Raw genomic sequence first — 19333 nt, 5'->3', positions numbered from 1 at the left:
TAAAAAAAATAGTACAGGTATGCAAAGAGAGAGTGTAACAGTTTTGAAAATATAGTATACTAAAAGTACAACACATGAAGAATTTAGGGAAAAGAAAGTATGGTGAAACCATTTGGCTACCAAGCATAACCAAATTTTAGAACATATTAATAGCCTGCCAGTAGGCCATAAAATTTCTGTAAGACAAATTGCGAAAGATTTGAGTGTAAGTGAAGGGACCGCTTACCGTGCAATTAAAGATGCAGAAAATAAAGGATATGTTAGTACAATTGAACGTGTCGGAACAATTCGAATTGAACAAAAGAAGAAAGAGAATATCGAAAAACTGACATATGCAGAAGTCGTTAACATTGTCGACGGTCAAGTACTTGGAGGCAGAGAAGGACTACATAAAACATTAAATAAATTCGTAATCGGAGCTATGAAATTAGAAGCGATGATGCGCTATACAGAAGCTGGGAATTTACTCATTATTGGTAACCGTACCAATGCACATGAATTAGCGCTAGAAACTGGAGCCGCTGTATTAATTACGGGCGGATTTGATACGGAAGATCATGTGAAGAAATTAGCAGACGAATTAAAGCTGCCGATCATTTCAAGTAGCTACGATACATTTACGGTCGCAACGTTAATTAATCGTGCAATTTATGACCAACTTATTAAGAAAGAAATTGTACTCGTTGAAGATATTTTAACGCCAATTGAAGAAACGTTATATTTAAAGCCGAGTGATACAGTACAGCAATGGCATGCATATAACGAAGAGACAATGCACGGAAGATATCCAATTGTCGATGAAAGTAACAAAGTACTAGGAATCGTAACTTCAAAAGATATGATCGGAGTAGCGAAAGAAACACCAATTGATAAAGTAATGACAAAACACCCAATTACAGTGAACGGTAAAATGTCTGTCGCAGCTGCGGCACGTATGATGGTGTGGGAAGGAATTGAATTACTTCCTGTCGTTGAGGAAGGAAACAAACTGCAAGGTATTATTAGCCGTCAAGATGTACTTCAGGCACTGCAAATGATTCAACGTCAGCCACAAGTTGGAGAAACCATTGATGATATTGTAACGAATCAATTTATGACACCAAAAGAAGCGAAGAATGAGCATCTATATCAATTTTCGGTGACGCCGCAAATGACGAACTCAATCGGGACGTTATCGTACGGTGTATTTGCAACAATTGTGACAGAAGCGACAAATCGCGTCATTCGTGCGCAAAAGAAAAGTGATTTAATTGTTGAAAACTTAACGATTTATTTCGTAAAGCCGGTTCAAATTGATAATGTTGTATCTGTTCATCCGAAAGTATTAGAAATTGGACGTAAATTTGGTAAGGTCGATGTAGAGGTGCATCATGAAGGTAATGTTGTTGGAAAAGCATTACTTATGGTTCAGTTAATCGATAAATAAAAAGATGGAACAAATCGTTTTGATTTGTTCCATCTTTTTTTGTTGTTTTAAATTTGAAAGGCATGATTTTAGATGGGAGTTTTAGTGAAATATGTATGGGATGGAGTGGAAAAGTAATGTGAGAAAAGACGGAATAATAATTCAATTCAGTTGTATATTGTGTTATGATTATATTGTAAGAAAATGGAATCGCGAGAGGTGGTATGCATTATGTCGTCAGCCGTACTCTTTTTTGGTAGTATCGCACTATTTTACTTTCTTGTAATGATACCGATTCAATATTTATATTTACAAGGTTTACATGAAAAAAAGGAAAAGACAGGATTATCTCAGCGAGAGCTATATGAAAAAATGTCTTTTGGAGAAGAACAATTACATTTTCACGTACAAGGGAACCCATTTAATATACCATCTGCGTTTGTTGCGTATATGATTTTGAAAGTTAAGGGACGTAAAAAAGCATCACAATATTGATGCTTTTTTACGTTGCTTCATAGACTTCAGCTTCTTTAACTGCTAATGGCAAGAAATGTTTGTATTGGCGAAACCCGTTAAATACACTTGCACTACCAAATAGAACGAATAAAACACCAACGATAATACGAGCGGTTGAAAGTTCTAAAAAGAATTGGTTTATCCCGAAAAATAAAACGAATGAACCGAGTGCCATTGCGGATTTTCCTGAGAGCCAACCTTTCTCCATTGGGCGGTTTGTACGAAAGTATTTTGTTTTGTAAAAGAGGTACAACATAAATGAGACGATAATACAGAAGACTAATACTGGCATAATGAACACTCCCATCGCTTTGTGAAAAATAATAGAAAAGAAAAAGAAATATCTAAACTTTCTAACTTTTATTATAAAGCAATTGTTCGCATGTATGAAATACTTTCCGTTATAATGGAGGATAAAGTGAAGAAGTTGATTAAAAAGGAGATTATACATATGCATGAGCAAATTTTAGGAGCAATTAAAGAGTTTGATACAATTATTATTCATCGCCACGTGCGTCCGGATCCAGATGCGTTAGGTTCACAGGGTGGTCTTGGTACAATTCTACAAGAATCGTTTCCAGAGAAAAATATTTATACGGTTGGGTATAATGAGCCGTCACTAGCATACTTACGAGTAATGGATGATATTGAAGATAGTGTATACGAAAATGCGCTTGTTATTGTTTGTGATACTGCGAATCAAGAACGTGTTGACGATCAACGCTATACAAAAGGGAAGATGTTAATTAAAATTGATCATCATCCAAATGAAGATCCGTATGGAGATATTACGTGGGTAGATACGACAGCGAGTTCTACAAGTGAAATGATTTATGAGTTTTATAACTATGGAAAAGATAAAGGATTAAAAATAACAAAAGAAGCAGCCCGCCTTATTTTAGCAGGAATTGTTGGAGATACAGGTCGTTTCTTATTCCCGAATACGACAGCAAAAACACTTCGTTACGTAAGTGAGCTTGTTGACATGGGTGTGAAATTCACAGATTTATACAATGAGATGTATAAGACAAAAGAAAAAATTGCTCGTTTAAACGGTTATATTTTACAAAACTTTACGATGGTAGAAGAAGGAGCAGCTTACATTAAATTAACGAAAGAAGTATTAGAAGAGTTTGATGTACTTCCTTCTGAAGCATCTGGTGTTGTTGGAGCGCTTGGCAATATTGATGGATTAAAGGCGTGGGTTCTATTTTTAGAGGAAGACGACGTAATTCGTGTTCGTCTTCGTTCAAAAGGACCAGTTATAAACAAATTAGCAATGCAATATAACGGCGGGGGGCATCCGATGGCTTCTGGTGCGAAGGCATCTTCTTGGGAAGAAGCGGATCGTCTTTTTGCTGATTTACGTGAGATTTGTAAATAAGAGACTATATGTTAGAACGAAAAGAAGGAGCGGCGCTAAAGCCCTCCTTCTTTATTTTTCTTTCTCTATAGTAATGCTAATTTCAAGCACTGTATCAAAAGATATTGTATCGACTTTAAAACGGTATAGCCGATCGTAATGTTTGTACGTTTTATTTTCGATTACCTTTTTAAGTAGGTCTTTATTTTTTGCGATACTTTGAATGTTTTTCGTTAAAAGATGTTGGAGGTCATTATGGATAGATGTAGTCATATTTTCGAGTGTGAGATTGTCTAAATCGTATTTTTCTCGATTGATAAGTTTTATTTTAATCTCTTGAATGGTTAAGAGCCGTTTATTTTCAGTGTTCAATTTTTCTTGATCTTCGAGAAGGACGTGGAGCTTTGCTTCTTGTTTTTCTATAATTTCTCTTTGTTCTGCTATTTTACTAGCTTGTTCTTCTTGAAAAACACCGTATATGTACAAAAAAATAAACCAGCTCAACACGCCTCCAACAGCAGCCCCAGCTAATACTAAGTACCATCTTTTTGCTGTATTGGCACTTGGTACTCTCATACATGTTCCTGCGTTAGCCATTTAATAATAATGAGACCTGTTTGCATACCACCAGTTGCGAAAAAAATAAGGAGAATTTGCTTTACGATATCTTTCATATCTCCGCCAAAGAAACTTCTTTCAAAGCTATAAAAGGTATCGAATGTTCCGCCGATTGCTGCAACGAGTGCCCAAATTCTTAAATTTTGGGCGAATTGATTAATGTAAGTTAGAGCTGGTTTTCCGATAAGAAACGCACCAAATCCACCAATTAATGAACCGCCAAGTATAACCCCAAAGGCAATAAAATAACTAATAATAAGCAGAGAGAAAAAAGTATGTTCTCTTACATCCATCGTCATTCCCCTTTCTTCTTCATATATATGGACAAAGTATAAGAAGTATGTTTTGATTTCCGCTTTCCTCATCACCTATAATAAAAGTAGTCAAATAGGTAAAGAGAGGGTACAACAGTGAAGTTTGTGCATTTACAATGTCAAACCGTTTTTAGTTTATTAAAAAGTGCTTGTAAAATTGATGAGCTTGTAGTCAGGGCGAAAGAACTCGGTTTTTCATCGCTGGCTATTACGGATGAAAATGTTATGTATGGCGTTATTCCGTTTTATAAAGCATGTAAGAAACATGGTATACAGCCCGTTATTGGATTAACCGCTTCTATTTTTAGTGAAGAAGAAGAAAGGTCTTATCCGCTTGTATTACTTGCTGAGAATGAAATAGGCTACCAAAATTTATTAAAGATTTCTAGCAGTATTATGACAAAGTCCAAAGAAGGTATTCCTAAGAAGTGGCTTGCGCATTATGCGAAAGGATTAATTGCAATTTCACCAGGTAAAGATGGCGAAATTGAGCAATTATTACTAGAAGACAATGAGAGTCAGGCTGAAGAAGTAGCTCGCACGTATCAAAATATGTTTGGCCATTTTTATATGAGTTTGCAGCATCATGCGATTCAAGATGAGTTGCTTTTACAAGAGAAACTACCTGAATTTATTAGTAGGGTTAATATTCCAGTCGTTGCAACAAACGATGTGCGCTATATCAATCAAAGTGACGCGCTTGTTCACGAATGTTTACTATCTGTTGAAAGTGGAACGAAAATGACTGATCCAGATAGGCCGAGGCTGAAAACAGATCAGTATTATTTAAAGTCATCGGATGAAATGGAAGCACTATTTTCCCATGCGCCGGAAGCAATCCAAAATACAATAAAAATTGCAGAGCGTTGCCAAGTAGAAATACCGTTCCATGTAAATCAACTTCCGAAGTTTCCTGTTCCGTCTAATGAAACGAGTGATATATACTTGCGTCGTGTTTGTGAAGAAGGTTTGCGGAAACGATATGGTGAACCGAAAGAAGTGCATATAAAGCGTTTGGATCATGAATTAAATGTTATTTCTCGTATGGGATTTAGTGATTATTTCCTCATCGTATGGGATTTTATGAAGTATGCACATGAAAATCATATTCTAACAGGACCAGGTCGTGGATCGGCAGCTGGTTCACTCGTTTCATACGTATTAGAAATTACAGATATTGATCCAATTGAATACGATCTATTATTTGAAAGGTTTTTAAATCCTGAACGTGTGACGCTTCCCGATATTGATATTGATTTTCCAGACGTAAGACGTGATGAGATGATTCGCTATGTGAAAGATAAATACGGTCAGCTCCGTGTTGCGCAAATTGTAACGTTTGGTACGCTTGCAGCAAAAGCGGCAATTAGAGACATTGCCCGCGTAATGGGGCTTCCGCCGCGAGATATTGATATATTTTCAAAACTTATTCCATCAAAGCTTGGTATAACGTTAAAAGATGCATATGAAGAATCACAATCACTTCGTGAGTTTATACAAGGGAATCTTCTGCATGAGCGTGTATTTGAAATCGCAAAACGTGTAGAAGGTTTACCACGTCATACGTCTATTCATGCGGCTGGTGTTATTATGAGTCAAGAACCGCTAACAGGAAGTGTAGCAATTCAAGAAGGACATAACGATGTTTATGTTACGCAATATCCAGCCGATGCGCTAGAAGAACTTGGTTTGCTTAAGATGGACTTTTTAGGATTACGTAATTTAACGTTACTTGAAAATATTATAAAATTTATCGCGAACAAAACAGGGAAAGAAATCGATATAAGAAACTTACCTCTTCAAGATGAAAAGACGTTCCAATTATTAGGGGGAGGGGATACAACAGGTGTATTTCAGCTTGAGTCGGGTGGTATGCGAAATGTACTTCGCGGGTTAAAACCGAATGAGTTTGAAGATATCGTAGCTGTTAACTCGTTATATAGACCAGGACCGATGGAACAGATACCGACTTTTATTGAATCGAAACATGGAAAAAGAAAAATTGAATATTTACATCCGGATTTAAAGCCAATTTTAGAAAGAACATACGGCGTCATTGTATACCAAGAACAAATTATGCAAATTGCATCGAAGTTAGCTGGTTTTTCGCTCGGAGAAGCAGATTTACTGCGCCGTGCGGTGAGTAAAAAAAATCGTGATATTTTAGATCAGGAACGTAAGCATTTCGTCCAAGGATGTTTGCGAAATGGTTATGATGAGACATCCGCAGAGAAAATTTATGATTTAATTGTAAGATTTGCGAATTACGGTTTTAACCGAAGTCACGCTGTAGCTTACAGTATGATCGGATATCAGCTTGCCTATTTGAAAGCGAATTATACGCTGGAATTTATGACGGCATTATTATCAAGCGCAATTGGAAATGAAGATAAGATTGTACAGTATATACGAGAAACGAAGCGGAAAGGTTTTCACGTTTTGCCACCGTCTCTTCAGAGGAGTGGCTACAACTTCCAAATAGAAGGGAATGCGATACGTTACAGTTTACTTTCGATCCGAAATATTGGAATGGCTACAGTGACGGCATTATTAGAAGAACGAGAGGAAAAAATGTTCGAAGATTTATTTGAATTTTGTCTTCGTATGCCGTCAAAGTTCGTAACGGAGCGTAATTTAGAAGCTTTCGTCTGGTCGGGATGTTTTGACGATTTTGGTGTTTCGAGAACGAATTTATGGAAAAGTATTAAAGGGGCGTTAGAGTACGCGAATCTCGCACGTGATTTAGGAGATGCTGTTCCAAAATCAAAATATGTACAAGGAGAAGAGTTATCTTTTATTGAACAACTAAATAAAGAGAAGGAAGCGCTTGGCTTTTATTTATCAAGTTATCCGACAGCGCAATATGTGAAGTTAGCAAAAGAATTAGAAATTCCATCTCTCGCTCAGGCGATGCGACACAAGAAAAAAGTACAAAGAGCTATTGTGTATATAACAAGTGTGAGAGTGATTCGTACGAAAAAGTTTCAAAAGATGGCATTTATTACATTCTGTGATCAAAATGATGAAATGGAAGCGGTCCTCTTCCCGGAAACGTATATACATTTCTCGGATAAGTTGCAAGAAGGAGCAATTGTTTTAGTTGACGGTACGATTGAGCTAAGAAATCATAAGCTGCAATGGATTGTAAATGGACTATATCCGCTAGAGGAAATGGATGTTTATGAAGAAAAGAAAGACGCATCTGTTTACGTGAAATTGCCGTCTCAGTATGAGAAAAAGCTTTTAAATCAGGTTACGAAAATATTGTTCGACTATTCAGGTTTTGCGAAAGTACTAATTTATTATGAAAAGGAACATAAAATGGTACAATTATCTCGGAGTTTATCGATTCATCCAAGTGAAGAATGTTTAGGAGCACTTCGTGAAATTGTCGGGGAAGAAAATGTAGTTGTGAAAATATAATGGACAATTTCCCTACACTTCGATTATTATAGTAGTAGTGTTCGTGGTCAGACCACTTGGAGAAATTGATATCAGCAAGAATAATTTGAGGAGAGTGGATAGTTTGTCAACACTTCGTGAAGAAGCACTTCACATGCATAAAGTGCATCAAGGAAAATTAGAAACTGTATCAAAAGTAAAAGTAGAAAATGCAAAAGATTTAAGTCTTGCATATTCTCCAGGGGTTGCAGAACCTTGTAAAGAAATTTATGACGATAAAAGTAAGGTATATGAATATACGATGAAGGGAAATATGGTAGCAGTTGTGACAGATGGAACAGCTGTACTTGGTCTTGGTAACATTGGACCTGAAGCATCTCTTCCAGTAATGGAAGGTAAAGCTGTATTATTCAAGAGCTTTGCTGGTGTAGATGCATTCCCAATTGCCTTAAATACAAACGATGTAGATAAAATTGTTGAAACTGTAAAATTAATGGAGCCAACTTTTGGCGGCGTTAACTTAGAAGATATCGCAGCACCAAACTGCTTCATTATTGAAGAGCGTTTGAAAAAAGAAACAAATATTCCTATCTTCCATGATGATCAACACGGAACAGCTATTGTAACAGTAGCAGGTCTTGTAAACGCACTGAAATTAGTTGGAAAGAAAATGTCTGACATTAAAGTTGTCGCAAATGGCGCAGGTGCAGCAGGTATTGCAATTATTAAACTTTTATATCGCTATGGTGTACGCGACATTATTATGTGTGACCGTAAAGGCGCAATCTATGATGGTCGTCCTACAGGTATGAATCCGGTGAAGGATGAAGTTGCAAAATATACAAATAAGAATCGTATAAAAGGTTCTTTAGCTGATGTTGTACAAGGTGCGGACGTATTCATTGGTGTATCTGCAGAAGGTGCATTAACAGAAGAGATGGTTCGTACAATGAATGACGATGCGATTATTTTTGCAATGGCGAATCCAGTTCCAGAAATTATGCCAGAATTGGCAAAAGCAGCGGGCGCAGCTGTTGTTGGAACAGGTCGTTCTGACTTCCCGAACCAAGTAAATAATGTACTGGCGTTCCCTGGTATTTTCCGCGGTGCACTTGACGTACATGCGACACAAATTAACGAAGAAATGAAGATGGCAGCTGTACAGGCTATTGCTGAGCTTGTAGCAGAAGATGAGTTAAATGCAGACTATATCATTCCGGCACCATTTGACGCGCGTGTAGCGCCTCAAGTAGCGGCTTACGTTGCAAAAGCAGCAATGGAGACAGGAGTAGCTCGCCGTCAAGTAGATCCAAATGAGATCGCTGAAAAAACAAAACAATTAGCGCTGATTGGTAAAGAATAAGCGAGGAATTTCCATTGACATCATCAAATACAAAAGTATATCTCGAAATTGTAAAAAAAATCCGTTCCATTATGGAAGAGGATGGTTTGGTGGCGGGGGATCGTTTGCCGTCTGAGCGTGAGTTAAGTTCACGCTTAAACGTAGGACGTTCCTCTGTAAGAGAAGCATTGCGTGCTTTAGAACTGGTAGGATTGATTGAAACGAGACGTGGTGAAGGGACGTTTATTCGAAACTTTTATGATAACGGTCTTGTACAATTAATTGCCCCGTTCTTATTGCAAGATGAGAAAACAATTCGTGATTTATTACAAACGAAACGATTACTTGAGAAAGATATGATTCGAATTGTATGTAATTTACCGAAAGAAACGTTTTCTAAAGTACTAAGTAGATTACACCAAGTACTTGAAGGAAATGAAAGCTCAGTCCCAACGCTTCATCAAACGTTCTTTAAAACACTTATTGAACAAGTCGATAATTATTTACTATATCGCATTTGGATGATCGTAAATGATTACGTAGCAACTCTTTCTTGTAAAGTTTCAAGAGATTCTATCGATATGTATAGAAAGCTTTATGCTACTTTGGAAGAAAAACAAGAAAATGATGCACTAAAAATTTACGATGAATTAGTAGAGAATATACAGTTTCACTCGTAATGTATAAAATTTGTCGAAATGACCATGACACGTTATGACAAACATTCTACCGCTTAGCGGTTAAAGTTAAACGTAAAGAGTGAGGTTATTAGACAGATTGAGAAGATAAGGCTAACATCAAACTTTGGTGTTAGCCCCATTTTCTTCTTACGCTAACCTTAGCTCTCAACGAAGGGGGTCAAATTGTGCTAAGAGATTTATTCGTGAAAAAGAAAAAGTACGCTGCAATACCTTCAGAACAAGTACGAAAAGATGTACCAGATGGCGTTATGACAAAATGTCCGGAATGTAAAAAAATCATGTATACGAAAGAACTTCTAAAAAATTTAAAAGTATGTGTGAATTGTGGATATCATCATCCTATGAATGCATGGGAACGTCTTGATAGTATATTGGACGAAGGGTCATTCCGTGAGTATGACAAAGAAATGGTTTCATTAAATCCACTCGAGTTTCCAGGTTATGAAGAGAAACTAGAGAGCGATCGTAAGAAGACTGAATTGAACGAAGCGGTTGTAACTGGTGAAGGAACAATTGATGACATGCTTGTTGTTGTTGCAGTAATGGATTCTCGTTTTCGAATGGGGAGCATGGGCTCTGTAGTAGGAGAAAAAATCGCCCGTGCGGTTGAAAAGGCGTACGACTTACAAGTTCCATTTATTATCTTTACTGCTTCGGGTGGTGCCCGTATGCAAGAAGGTATATTAAGTTTAATGCAAATGGCAAAAACAAGCGTAGCTTTGAAAAAGCATAGTAATGCAGGAGGATTATTTATTTCTGTTATGACTCACCCAACGACGGGCGGGGTTTCAGCGAGTTTCGCTTCACTTGGTGATTATAATCTTGCAGAACCAGGTGCACTTATCGGATTTGCTGGTAGACGTGTAATTGAACAAACGGTGCGTGAGAAACTACCAGAAGATTTCCAAACGGCAGAATTCTTACTAGATCATGGTCAATTAGATGCGGTGGTGCATCGTGATGATATGAGAGAATCACTTCGCAAGATTTTAGAAGTTCATCAAGGAGGGGAAATGGCTGTATGGCAGAGCTAGAATTTGAAAAACCAGTTGTTGAGCTAAGAAATAAGATTCGTGAACTGAAAGACTATACGAAAAACAGCCAGATGGACTTCAGTGAGGAGATTCGTATTTTGGAAGAAAAGCTAGAAAATTTAGAGGAAGATATATACGGCAATCTGAAAGTATGGGACCGTGTTCAAATTGCTCGTCATGCTGAACGACCGACAACGCTCGATTATATTGAGCACTTATTTACTGATTTTTTCGAATGTCATGGAGATCGTCTATTTGGCGATGATGCAGCGATTGTCGGCGGCATTGCGAAATATAAAGGGATGCCTGTAACTGTAATTGGGCATCAGCGCGGAAAAGATACGAAAGAAAATATTCGCCGTAACTTTGGAATGCCTCATCCAGAAGGATATCGAAAAGCATTACGTTTAATGAAGCAGGCGGAAAAGTTCAATCGTCCTATTATTTGTTTTATTGATACGAAAGGAGCTTATCCTGGTAAAGCTGCTGAAGAACGTGGTCAAAGTGAAGCTATCGCCCGCAATTTATTTGAAATGGCAGGTTTAACGGTACCTGTTATTTGTATCGTTATCGGCGAAGGTGGTAGTGGTGGTGCGCTAGGCCTTGGAGTTGGAGATTACATTCATATGCTAGAAAATTCCACTTATTCTGTTATTACACCAGAGGGTGCAGCGGCAATTCTTTGGAAAGATTCAGGAAAAGCAAAGGAAGCTGCAGAGGCAATGAAAATTACAGCAGCAGATTTGAAAGAATTAGGTGTAATTGACGAAATTATTCCAGAAGCAAGAGGCGGAGCTCACCGTAATATTTTGAAACAGTCAGAAAATATAGACTTAATGATTCGAAAAACTTTTGAACAATTAAACGGAATTTCGAAAGATGAATTAATCGAAAAACGTTATGAAAAATATATGAAAATTGGGCAAGTTTCGTTTTCAAACGCTTCCATTTGGATAAAATAAGAAAAGCGTGCGTTCCACTTCGCGAATGCACGTTTTTATTATGAAAAGACACATCTTCTCCATTGTATTTTTATATTTTTTCGTGTTATTTTATTATAAGGCAAATAATCTTTATGAGGTGAGTACAAATGAAACGTATTGGTGTATTAACAAGTGGTGGAGATTCACCTGGTATGAATGCTGCCATTCGTGCAGTTGTTCGTAAAGCGATTTTCCATGATATTGAAGTATATGGTATTTACCATGGATACGCTGGATTAATTTCTGGTCACATTGAAAAATTAGAACTTGGTTCTGTTGGCGATATTATCCACCGCGGTGGTACAAAATTATATACAGCAAGATGTCCTGAGTTTAAAGATCCAGAAGTACGACTAAAAGGTATCGAGCAATTAAAGAAACACGGTATCGAAGGACTTGTTGTTATTGGTGGAGATGGTTCTTACCAAGGCGCTAAAAAATTAACTGAACAAGGATTCCCATGTGTTGGTGTACCAGGTACAATCGACAATGATATCCCTGGAACAGACTTCACAATTGGTTTCGATACAGCTTTAAACACTGTTATTGATGCAATTGATAAAATTCGTGACACAGCTACATCTCATGAACGTACATATGTTATCGAAGTAATGGGACGTCACGCTGGTGATATCGCATTATGGGCTGGTTTAGCTGATGGTGCGGAAACAATCTTAATTCCAGAAGAAGAGTATGACATGGATGATGTTATCGCTCGTCTGAAGCGTGGTAGTGAACGTGGTAAAAAACACAGTATTATCGTTGTAGCTGAAGGTGTTGGAAGTGCAATTGACATCGGTAAGCACATTGAAGAAGCGACAAACTTTGATACTCGTGTAACTGTATTAGGTCACGTACAACGTGGTGGATCACCAAGTGCACAAGACCGTGTATTAGCAAGTCGTCTTGGCGCAAGAGCAGTTGAATTGTTAATTGCTGGTAAAGGCGGACGTTGTGTAGGTATTCAAGATAACAAACTTGTTGATCATGACATTATCGAAGCGTTAGCTCAAAAGCATACAATCGATAAAGATATGTATCAATTATCTAAAGAATTATCCATCTAATCGGCGTAATGTCAGATATTTGGGAACGGTTTCATAATTTTCGGAGGTGCAATATGCGTAAAACTAAAATTGTATGTACTATAGGTCCTGCTAGTGAAAGTATTGAAAAATTAGAGCAATTAATAGAAGCAGGTATGAACGTTGCTCGTTTAAACTTCTCTCATGGTAGCCATGAAGAGCACGGAGCTCGTATTAAAAACATTCGTGAAGCTTCAAAGAAAACTGGTAAAACAGTTGGTATCTTACTTGATACAAAAGGTCCAGAAATCCGTACTCACGACTTCGTAGACGGACAAGCTGAGCTTGTAACAGGTGCAGAAGTAGTTCTTTCTACTGAGCAAGTATTAGGTACTGCAGAGAAGTTCTCTGTATCTTATGCTGGTCTTTATGACGATGTAGACCCAGGTTCTCGTATTCTAATCGATGACGGTCTTATCGAACTAGAAGTAATCGAAAAAGCTGATGGAAACATCCGTACAAAAGTTCTTAACAGCGGAACTGTAAAAAATAAAAAAGGTGTTAACGTACCAAACGTAAGCATTAAGCTTCCTGGTATCACTGAAAAAGACGTAAAAGATATCATCTTCGGTATCGAGCAAAAAGTTGATTTCATTGCAGCTTCATTCGTACGTAAAGCGTCTGACGTATTAGAAATCCGTGAATTATTAGAAGAGCATAACGCTCAATATATCCAAATCGTACCAAAAATCGAAAACCAAGAAGGTATCGACAACATCGATTCAATCTTAGAAGTTTCTGACGGTTTAATGGTAGCTCGTGGTGACATGGGTGTAGAAATTCCACCAGAAGAAGTACCGTTAGTACAAAAACGTCTAATTAAAAAATGTAACGTGTTAGGTAAACCAGTTATTACTGCAACACAAATGTTAGATTCTATGCAACGTAACCCACGTCCAACTCGTGCGGAAGCAAGTGACGTAGCTAATGCAATCTTCGATGGTACAGATGCAATCATGCTTTCAGGTGAAACAGCTGCTGGACAATACCCAGTAGAAGCAGTAACAATGATGGCTAACATTGCGGTACGTGTTGAAAAATCATTACAATATGAAGATATGTTCAAAAAACGTATTAAAGAGTTCACTCCAACAATTACAGATGCAATTAGTCAATCTGTTGCACATACAGCACTTGCTCTTGATGTAGCTGCAATCGTAGCTCCAACAGAAAGTGGATATACTGCGAAAATGATCTCTAAATACCGTCCAAAATCTCCAATCGTAGCTGTAACATCTGACGAGCAAGTAGGACGTCGTCTTGCGCTTGTTTGGGGTGTACAAGCATTTATGGCTGAGAAGCGCGCAGCTTCAACTGACGAAATGTTAGATACAGCAATTCAAACAGGTATGGATGCAGGCCTAATCGGACTTGGAGATACTGTAGTGATTACTGCTGGTGTTCCAGTTGCTGAAACTGGTACAACAAACTTAATGAAAATCCACGTTGTTGGTGAAGAAATTGCTAAAGGACAAGGAATCGGTCGTAAAGCTGCAAAAGGTAAAGTAGTTGTAGCAAAAACAGCTGCTGAAGCTGTAGCGAACGTAAACGAAGGTGATATCCTTGTTACAACAAGCACTGATAAAGATATGATTCCTGCAATCGAAAAAGCTGCAGCTTTAGTTGTAGAAGAAGGTGGCTTAACAAGCCATGCAGCTGTTGTAGGTGTATCAATCGGTATTCCTGTTATCGTTGGTGTAAACGGCGTAACAGCAACTTTAAAAAATGGCCAAGAAGTAACAGTTGATGCAGCACGCGGAATTGTTTATAATGGACATGCGGAAGTGCTATAAGTAATATGGAGAGAAGGATCGGAGTCCTTCTCTTTTTTTTTACACAAAAACGAGATAAAATTAGCTTAAAGCGCCTAGAATTGCTTTTAAAAGCTGTTTGTTATGGGTTTTAATATGAAAGGGTATCTATATTTCATATGATGTATATAGGCATTGTGAGGGCGTTAAAAGTGAGATGTGAGAGAGGTGTAGAACTATGAAGTGGTTACTATTCTTGTTTATTTTAATACCGGCGATTGAGATTACGGTCTTAATTGGATCAAGTCATGTAATAGGTTTATGGTCTACGTTCGCTATGATTGTATTTACAGGTGTTGTAGGTGTGTATTTGGCGAAAAGACAAGGGTTTAAAGTGCTTGGAGAGATTCAATCTAAGTTGAATAGAGGGGAAATGCCAGGTGAGGCGGTACTAGATGGTATTTTTGTATTTGTAGGAGGTATTCTCTTAGTGCTTCCTGGGTATGTGACAGATATGCTAGGGTTTATCTGCGTGATCCCTATTACGAGAGCTTTATTGAAGCCGCTTGTTATGAAGTGGATGGAATGGAAATTTAGAAAGAATTCTACTATTATTATTCAGAAATAGCACTTAGATTGTAGAAATCTAAGTGCTATTTTTTTGTCTTGTAAAAGGAGAGGAACTTGCTGATTGAAGCTTTGTTTTACCGCGCTATTTGTGGGGTGGAATTTCTATCTCAAAGCTGGGCTGCTCGTAAGTGTCTGATGTGGGGCGAATGATGAGTGGGGATGAACAAAACGTTCGCTTATTATATTTGCTATATAATTTTCGTTTGAACTCTTGTGTGTACTTCGATTAAACTTGTGATTTTTTAGTGCTATTAATTTAGATGAATAAGATGGAGGGAAACACTGCTAAATTAAAGTTTTGTTTTCTTATATAGAGGAACGATTGGTGTAAAAAATTCATATAAAAAGGCGGAGATTGTTAGTTGAAGTCTTATTTTATGCTATTTTGTATATTTATTCATTTACATAAAAAGTAATAAATGTAAATGATAATTATAAAATAAATAGAATAAATATGTAAAAACACCACGGAATATGCGTTTTTCATGCAAAAAAACAAGAGAATTATCTTTTTTGAGTGCAATTCTCTTGTTTTATGTAATAAGTATGAAAAATAAGTACAAGGAATAATCAGTGGGAATTTCCCACTGATTACATGTAAGTTTTTTGTTGTGTATGAATTAGAAACTATTATTTTGAAGGTGAACCTTTAATATATTTCCACAAGTCATGGAAGACATTAGCTTTGTGTAATGTATTAAGTAGTACTAAGGTGACTGGGCCGATGATTAATCCTAAAAAGCCAAAAAGTTTAAAGCCGACAAATAGAGCGACGAGTGTTGCTAATGGATCGAGACCGATGTTAGATGAAAGTACTTTCGGCTCCATAATTTGTCTTTGGACAATCACGACGATGTATAAAATGAGAAGACCAATGGCGAATGCGGTATCGCCAGTGAAAAATACGTATATAACCCATGGAACAAAGACTGCGCCTGTTCCTAAATATGGTAGTAAATCTACAACCCCTGTAATAATCGCGATAGTAATGGCGTATGGTACGCGTAATATTAAAAGCCCGATTAGTACAATGACAGTTGTCATAGATACGAGTGTAAGTTGTGCTTTCACAAAACCAAACAAAGCTTTTCTTAAGTCGACAAAAATAGTTTTTCCATAGCCATGTACACGATTCGGTAGCAATTTTCTTGCTTTCTGAGCAAGACGGTGCCAATCGTAACTAATGAAGAAAGTGGCTAATAAAATGAATACAAGGACAGTTAAAGTTGTTGGCAGTGCACTAATGAAATTCGTTAACCCGCTTATAATGGCGGTTAAAAGTTCTTTCATTTGTGTTGTCGCTTCTGTTCCTAAGTTTTGAATGTTTTGTGTAATTGTATAGCGCTGTGGTTCTCCAAGATGATTAAATTTAGAGATTAAATCATCGTAGAGAGGCATAATATGATTAAGTGCAAATTGCTGAGCGAATGTAACGATATCTGGAAACTTTACTGTAACAAGTTGTAGTAAGTATGTTGTGGCAGATATTGCTTCAGTCACAAGATATGTAACAAGTCCAACGATAGCTCCAAATACGAGAATTAAGCTAACGAGTACTGCTAGTGCGCGAGGAAATTGTAGTTTTTGATTAAGGAAATTGACGACAGGATTAATCAAATAAGCAAATGCAAAAGCGATAATAAAAGGATAGATAAGCCCTGACATGTATAGTAATACATAGAACCCAGCTACCGTTGCTACAATGACAAATATGAGTCGCAATATCATATATAGTAAGTTTCGGTTCAAAGATGTATACCTCCCATTCCAATTTGGATTATCCTAATTCGTTCAACTTATAACGAGTGTGCCCCACTGATTAAAGTTTCACTTTATGTTATAGTGGAATGATGGATTTTTCCTGCTTTTTCAGTATGTGAGTGACTGTGAAAGCTTGGTGTTGATGCTTCTACTATATGGTAAAAACTTCATTTTCTCTTCTTTTTATTTTACCTGTTTCTAATTAGAAAAGAAAGAAGAGACGTCTGTTTTTTAAAATGTATACACGCTTAAATTTTTATGGTGAAAGTCTCAATTTATCATTTTAAAATACATAAAAAATGAAGTGATTCATGTTGAATAGGCATCGATATATCATGTATAACGATAGGTTTAAAGGTATTTTTGTTTGGAAATGAGTTCATTATTTTCAGAAAGGAAGTGCAAACATGATTAGTCAGTCAACGTTATTTTTATTCATACTACTTATTATAGGACTTATTGCGAAAAACCAATCGCTTACTGTGGCTATTGGTGTGTTATTTTTATTGAAGTTTACGTTTTTAGGAGATAAGGTCTTTCCTTACTTACAAACGAAAGGAATTAACCTAGGTGTAACGGTCATTACAATAGCGGTGCTCGTACCGATTGCGACGGGGGAAATAGGTTTTAAACAACTTGGAGAAGCGGCAAAATCTTATTATGCGTGGATTGCTTTAGCTTCAGGTGTAGCGGTCGCTTTGTTAGCGAAAGGCGGCGTACAATTGTTGACAACGGATCCCCACATTACAACTGCGCTTGTTTTTGGGACAATTATAGCGGTTGCGCTATTTAATGGGGTTGCTGTTGGTCCGTTAATTGGGGCTGGAATTGCCTATGCGGTTATGAGTATTATACAAATGTTTAAATAAGGAATTTTATAGTAATATAAAATTTTTGAATTCTTTCTGTTCACAAAAGTCAGATAATTGTTTATAATAGGATTAGAAACTTTGAAAAGTTACATAACAGCAGAGACTTTACACCAGATAAAATAAAAACAACATAAAACAATTTTATAATGATATTGTTTTATGTTGTTTTTATCATAAAACTCTTCGGAATTAATTTTCCTCACTAACTTGTTGTTTTGAGCGTGAGGATTCGGGGAGACATTCACGCTCATGCTTTCCATGTAAACAATGGACAATAAGAGGGGAACATCGCAACAAATTTGCATGATCGTGCATTTTGCTTGCCTAAAGAGTGAACGGGCGTTCATAATTCAAAAGGGGAGCAAATAGATATAAGGAGCAAGGTTGGGAGAATTTTCAGGAAAAGGAGAGAATGTCATGACTGTTATTCGAGGTTTAGAAGGGGTAGTAGCAACAACATCATCTGTGAGCTCTATTATTGATGATACATTAACTTATGTTGGGTATAATATTGATGATTTAGCTGAGAATGCTACGTTTGAAGAAGTAGTGTACTTATTATGGCACCGCAAGCTTCCTAATGAAAAAGAACTAGCAGAATTTAATGAAATTGTATCAGAATACTATAAAGTTCCAGGTGAGATTTTAACATATTTGAAACAAGTAGATTTAAAAATTGCACATCCGATGTCTGTTTTACGAACTGCAATTTCCATGCTATCATTATACGATGAGAGCGCTGAAATTATGGACGAAAAGTCCAATTATTTGAAAGCGGTTAAATTACAGGCGCAAGTAGGAACTTTAGTTGCTGCTTACGCGAGAATCCGTAAAGGTTTAGATATTGTTGAGCCAAGAAAGGATTTATCATTAGCTGCAAACTTCTTGTACATGTTAAATGATCGCGAGCCAAATGAAGTTGAAATTGAAGCTTTTGATAAGGCGCTTGTACTTCATGCAGATCATGAGTTAAACGCTTCTACATTTACTGCACGTGTTTGCGTAGCTACACTTTCAGATGTATATTCTGGTATTACAGCAGCAATCGGTGCATTAAAAGGTCCTCTTCACGGTGGGGCAAATGAAAATGTAATGAAGATGTTAACTGAGATTGGTGAAGAAGAAAATGTAGAGTCATATATTCATAATGCTCTTCAAAATAAAGTGAAAATCATGGGCTTTGGCCACCGTGTGTATGAGCAGGGTGATCCACGTGCAAAACACTTACGTGAAATGTCTAAGAGATTATGCGTGCTTTTAGGAGAAGAGAAATGGTATAATATGTCTATCAAAATTGAAGACATTGTAACAAAAGAAAAAGGTCTTCCACCAAATGTTGATTTCTATTCAGCTTCTGTATACCATTGTTTAGGAATTGACCATGACTTATTTACACCTATTTTTGCAATTAGCCGTATGTCAGGCTGGTTAGCTCATATTCTAGAACAATATGAAAACAACCGTTTAATTCGTCCGCGTGCTGATTATAATGGACCAACGCATCAAGTGTATGTTCCAATTGCACAACGATAAGCGAATAACACTATTTTGATAGT

17 protein-coding genes are annotated in these 19333 nt (G+C 37.0%); 13 read left to right on the top strand and 4 right to left on the bottom strand.

The annotated features are described in order from the left end of the window. Positions 1–112: 112 nt before the first annotated feature. Complete coding sequence (locus tag C3Y97_RS23300; protein WP_000201572.1) at positions 113–1426, top strand: CBS domain-containing protein; 1314 nt, start codon at positions 113–115, stop codon at positions 1424–1426. Between the two features lie 210 nt (positions 1427–1636). Next, positions 1637–1900: a DUF3949 domain-containing protein gene (locus C3Y97_RS23295; protein ID WP_000093045.1), complete on the top strand. Its 264-nt coding sequence runs from the start codon at positions 1637–1639 to the stop codon at positions 1898–1900. A 7-nt stretch (positions 1901–1907) separates the two neighbouring features. Here the strand turns inward: C3Y97_RS23295 and C3Y97_RS23290 are convergent, their stop codons facing one another. Beyond that, on the bottom strand, positions 1908–2213 hold the full coding sequence (locus C3Y97_RS23290) for a YtpI family protein (protein ID WP_001144776.1): 306 nt from the start codon (positions 2211–2213) through the stop codon (positions 1908–1910). Between the two features lie 159 nt (positions 2214–2372). Here C3Y97_RS23290 and C3Y97_RS23285 point away from each other — a divergent pair, with 159 nt between their 5' ends. Then, positions 2373–3305 carry a DHH family phosphoesterase gene (locus tag C3Y97_RS23285; RefSeq protein WP_000545136.1) on the top strand — a complete coding sequence of 311 codons (933 nt, stop codon included), beginning with the start codon at positions 2373–2375 and terminating at the stop codon, positions 3303–3305. A 51-nt stretch (positions 3306–3356) separates the two neighbouring features. Here the strand turns inward: C3Y97_RS23285 and ytrI are convergent, their stop codons facing one another. Both ytrI and C3Y97_RS23275 read right to left on the bottom strand, forming a co-directional pair. After that, positions 3357–3860 (bottom strand): sporulation membrane protein YtrI, encoded by a 504-nt coding sequence (gene ytrI, locus C3Y97_RS23280; RefSeq protein ID WP_001265736.1) that lies wholly within the window; start codon positions 3858–3860, stop codon positions 3357–3359. Beyond that, positions 3857–4270, bottom strand: coding sequence for a YtrH family sporulation protein (locus tag C3Y97_RS23275; protein ID WP_002005839.1), 414 nt, complete (start codon positions 4268–4270; stop codon positions 3857–3859). The genes ytrI and C3Y97_RS23275 overlap by 4 nt, the downstream gene beginning before the upstream one ends. Before the next feature lie 42 nt (positions 4271–4312). Between C3Y97_RS23275 and dnaE the strand changes: the two genes are divergently transcribed. The 8 genes from dnaE to C3Y97_RS23235 all read left to right on the top strand — a co-directional run bounded on the left by dnaE (position 4313) and on the right by C3Y97_RS23235 (position 15142). Then, positions 4313–7639: a DNA polymerase III subunit alpha gene (gene dnaE, locus C3Y97_RS23270; protein ID WP_136363670.1), complete on the top strand. Its 3327-nt coding sequence runs from the start codon at positions 4313–4315 to the stop codon at positions 7637–7639. 133 nt (positions 7640–7772) lie between these two features. Continuing rightward, positions 7773–8981, top strand: coding sequence for an NADP-dependent malic enzyme (ystJ, locus tag C3Y97_RS23265; RefSeq protein ID WP_168732382.1), 1209 nt, complete (start codon positions 7773–7775; stop codon positions 8979–8981). Between the two features lie 14 nt (positions 8982–8995). After that, positions 8996–9640, top strand: coding sequence for a FadR/GntR family transcriptional regulator (locus C3Y97_RS23260; protein WP_000204448.1), 645 nt, complete (start codon positions 8996–8998; stop codon positions 9638–9640). 185 nt (positions 9641–9825) lie between these two features. Then, the gene (gene accD / locus C3Y97_RS23255; protein ID WP_000942856.1) at positions 9826–10695 is read left to right on the top strand and encodes an acetyl-CoA carboxylase, carboxyltransferase subunit beta; all 870 of its coding nucleotides are present in this window, start codon (positions 9826–9828) and stop codon (positions 10693–10695) included. Continuing rightward, positions 10683–11657: an acetyl-CoA carboxylase carboxyl transferase subunit alpha gene (gene accA / locus C3Y97_RS23250; RefSeq protein ID WP_000818810.1), complete on the top strand. Its 975-nt coding sequence runs from the start codon at positions 10683–10685 to the stop codon at positions 11655–11657. Before accD ends, accA begins: the two co-directional genes overlap by 13 nt. 128 nt (positions 11658–11785) lie before the next feature. Further along, a complete protein-coding gene (gene pfkA / locus C3Y97_RS23245) occupies positions 11786–12745 on the top strand; it encodes a 6-phosphofructokinase (RefSeq protein WP_000821157.1) in 960 nt (319 codons plus the stop codon). Positions 12746–12798: 53 nt separating this feature from the next. Next, positions 12799–14556, top strand: coding sequence for a pyruvate kinase (pyk, locus tag C3Y97_RS23240; RefSeq protein WP_001232673.1), 1758 nt, complete (start codon positions 12799–12801; stop codon positions 14554–14556). A 196-nt stretch (positions 14557–14752) separates the two neighbouring features. Next, positions 14753–15142 (top strand): FxsA family protein, encoded by a 390-nt coding sequence (locus C3Y97_RS23235; RefSeq protein WP_000871628.1) that lies wholly within the window; start codon positions 14753–14755, stop codon positions 15140–15142. Positions 15143–15774: 632 nt separating this feature from the next. Here the strand turns inward: C3Y97_RS23235 and ytvI are convergent. Then, the gene (gene ytvI, locus C3Y97_RS23230) at positions 15775–16893 is read right to left on the bottom strand and encodes a sporulation integral membrane protein YtvI (RefSeq protein ID WP_001081388.1); all 1119 of its coding nucleotides are present in this window, start codon (positions 16891–16893) and stop codon (positions 15775–15777) included. A 419-nt stretch (positions 16894–17312) separates the two neighbouring features. On the opposite strand from ytvI, the gene C3Y97_RS23225 reads away from it, so the two are divergent. Together C3Y97_RS23225 and citZ are read left to right on the top strand one after the other, a co-directional pair. After that, positions 17313–17774, top strand: a complete 462-nt coding sequence (locus tag C3Y97_RS23225; RefSeq protein WP_000625507.1) for a DUF441 domain-containing protein — start codon at positions 17313–17315, stop codon at positions 17772–17774. 387 nt (positions 17775–18161) lie between these two features. Next, a complete protein-coding gene (gene citZ, locus C3Y97_RS23215) occupies positions 18162–19310 on the top strand; it encodes a citrate synthase (RefSeq protein ID WP_000503652.1) in 1149 nt (382 codons plus the stop codon). The last annotated feature ends 23 nt before the right edge of the window (positions 19311–19333 follow it).

Origin of the sequence: Bacillus sp. DU-106, assembly GCF_004799705.1 — a bacterium.
Taxonomy (GTDB): domain Bacteria; phylum Bacillota; class Bacilli; order Bacillales; family Bacillaceae_G; genus Bacillus_A; species Bacillus_A cereus.
Note: the sequence above shows the minus strand (reverse complement) of the source record. Positions and strands in the feature narration are given on the sequence as shown.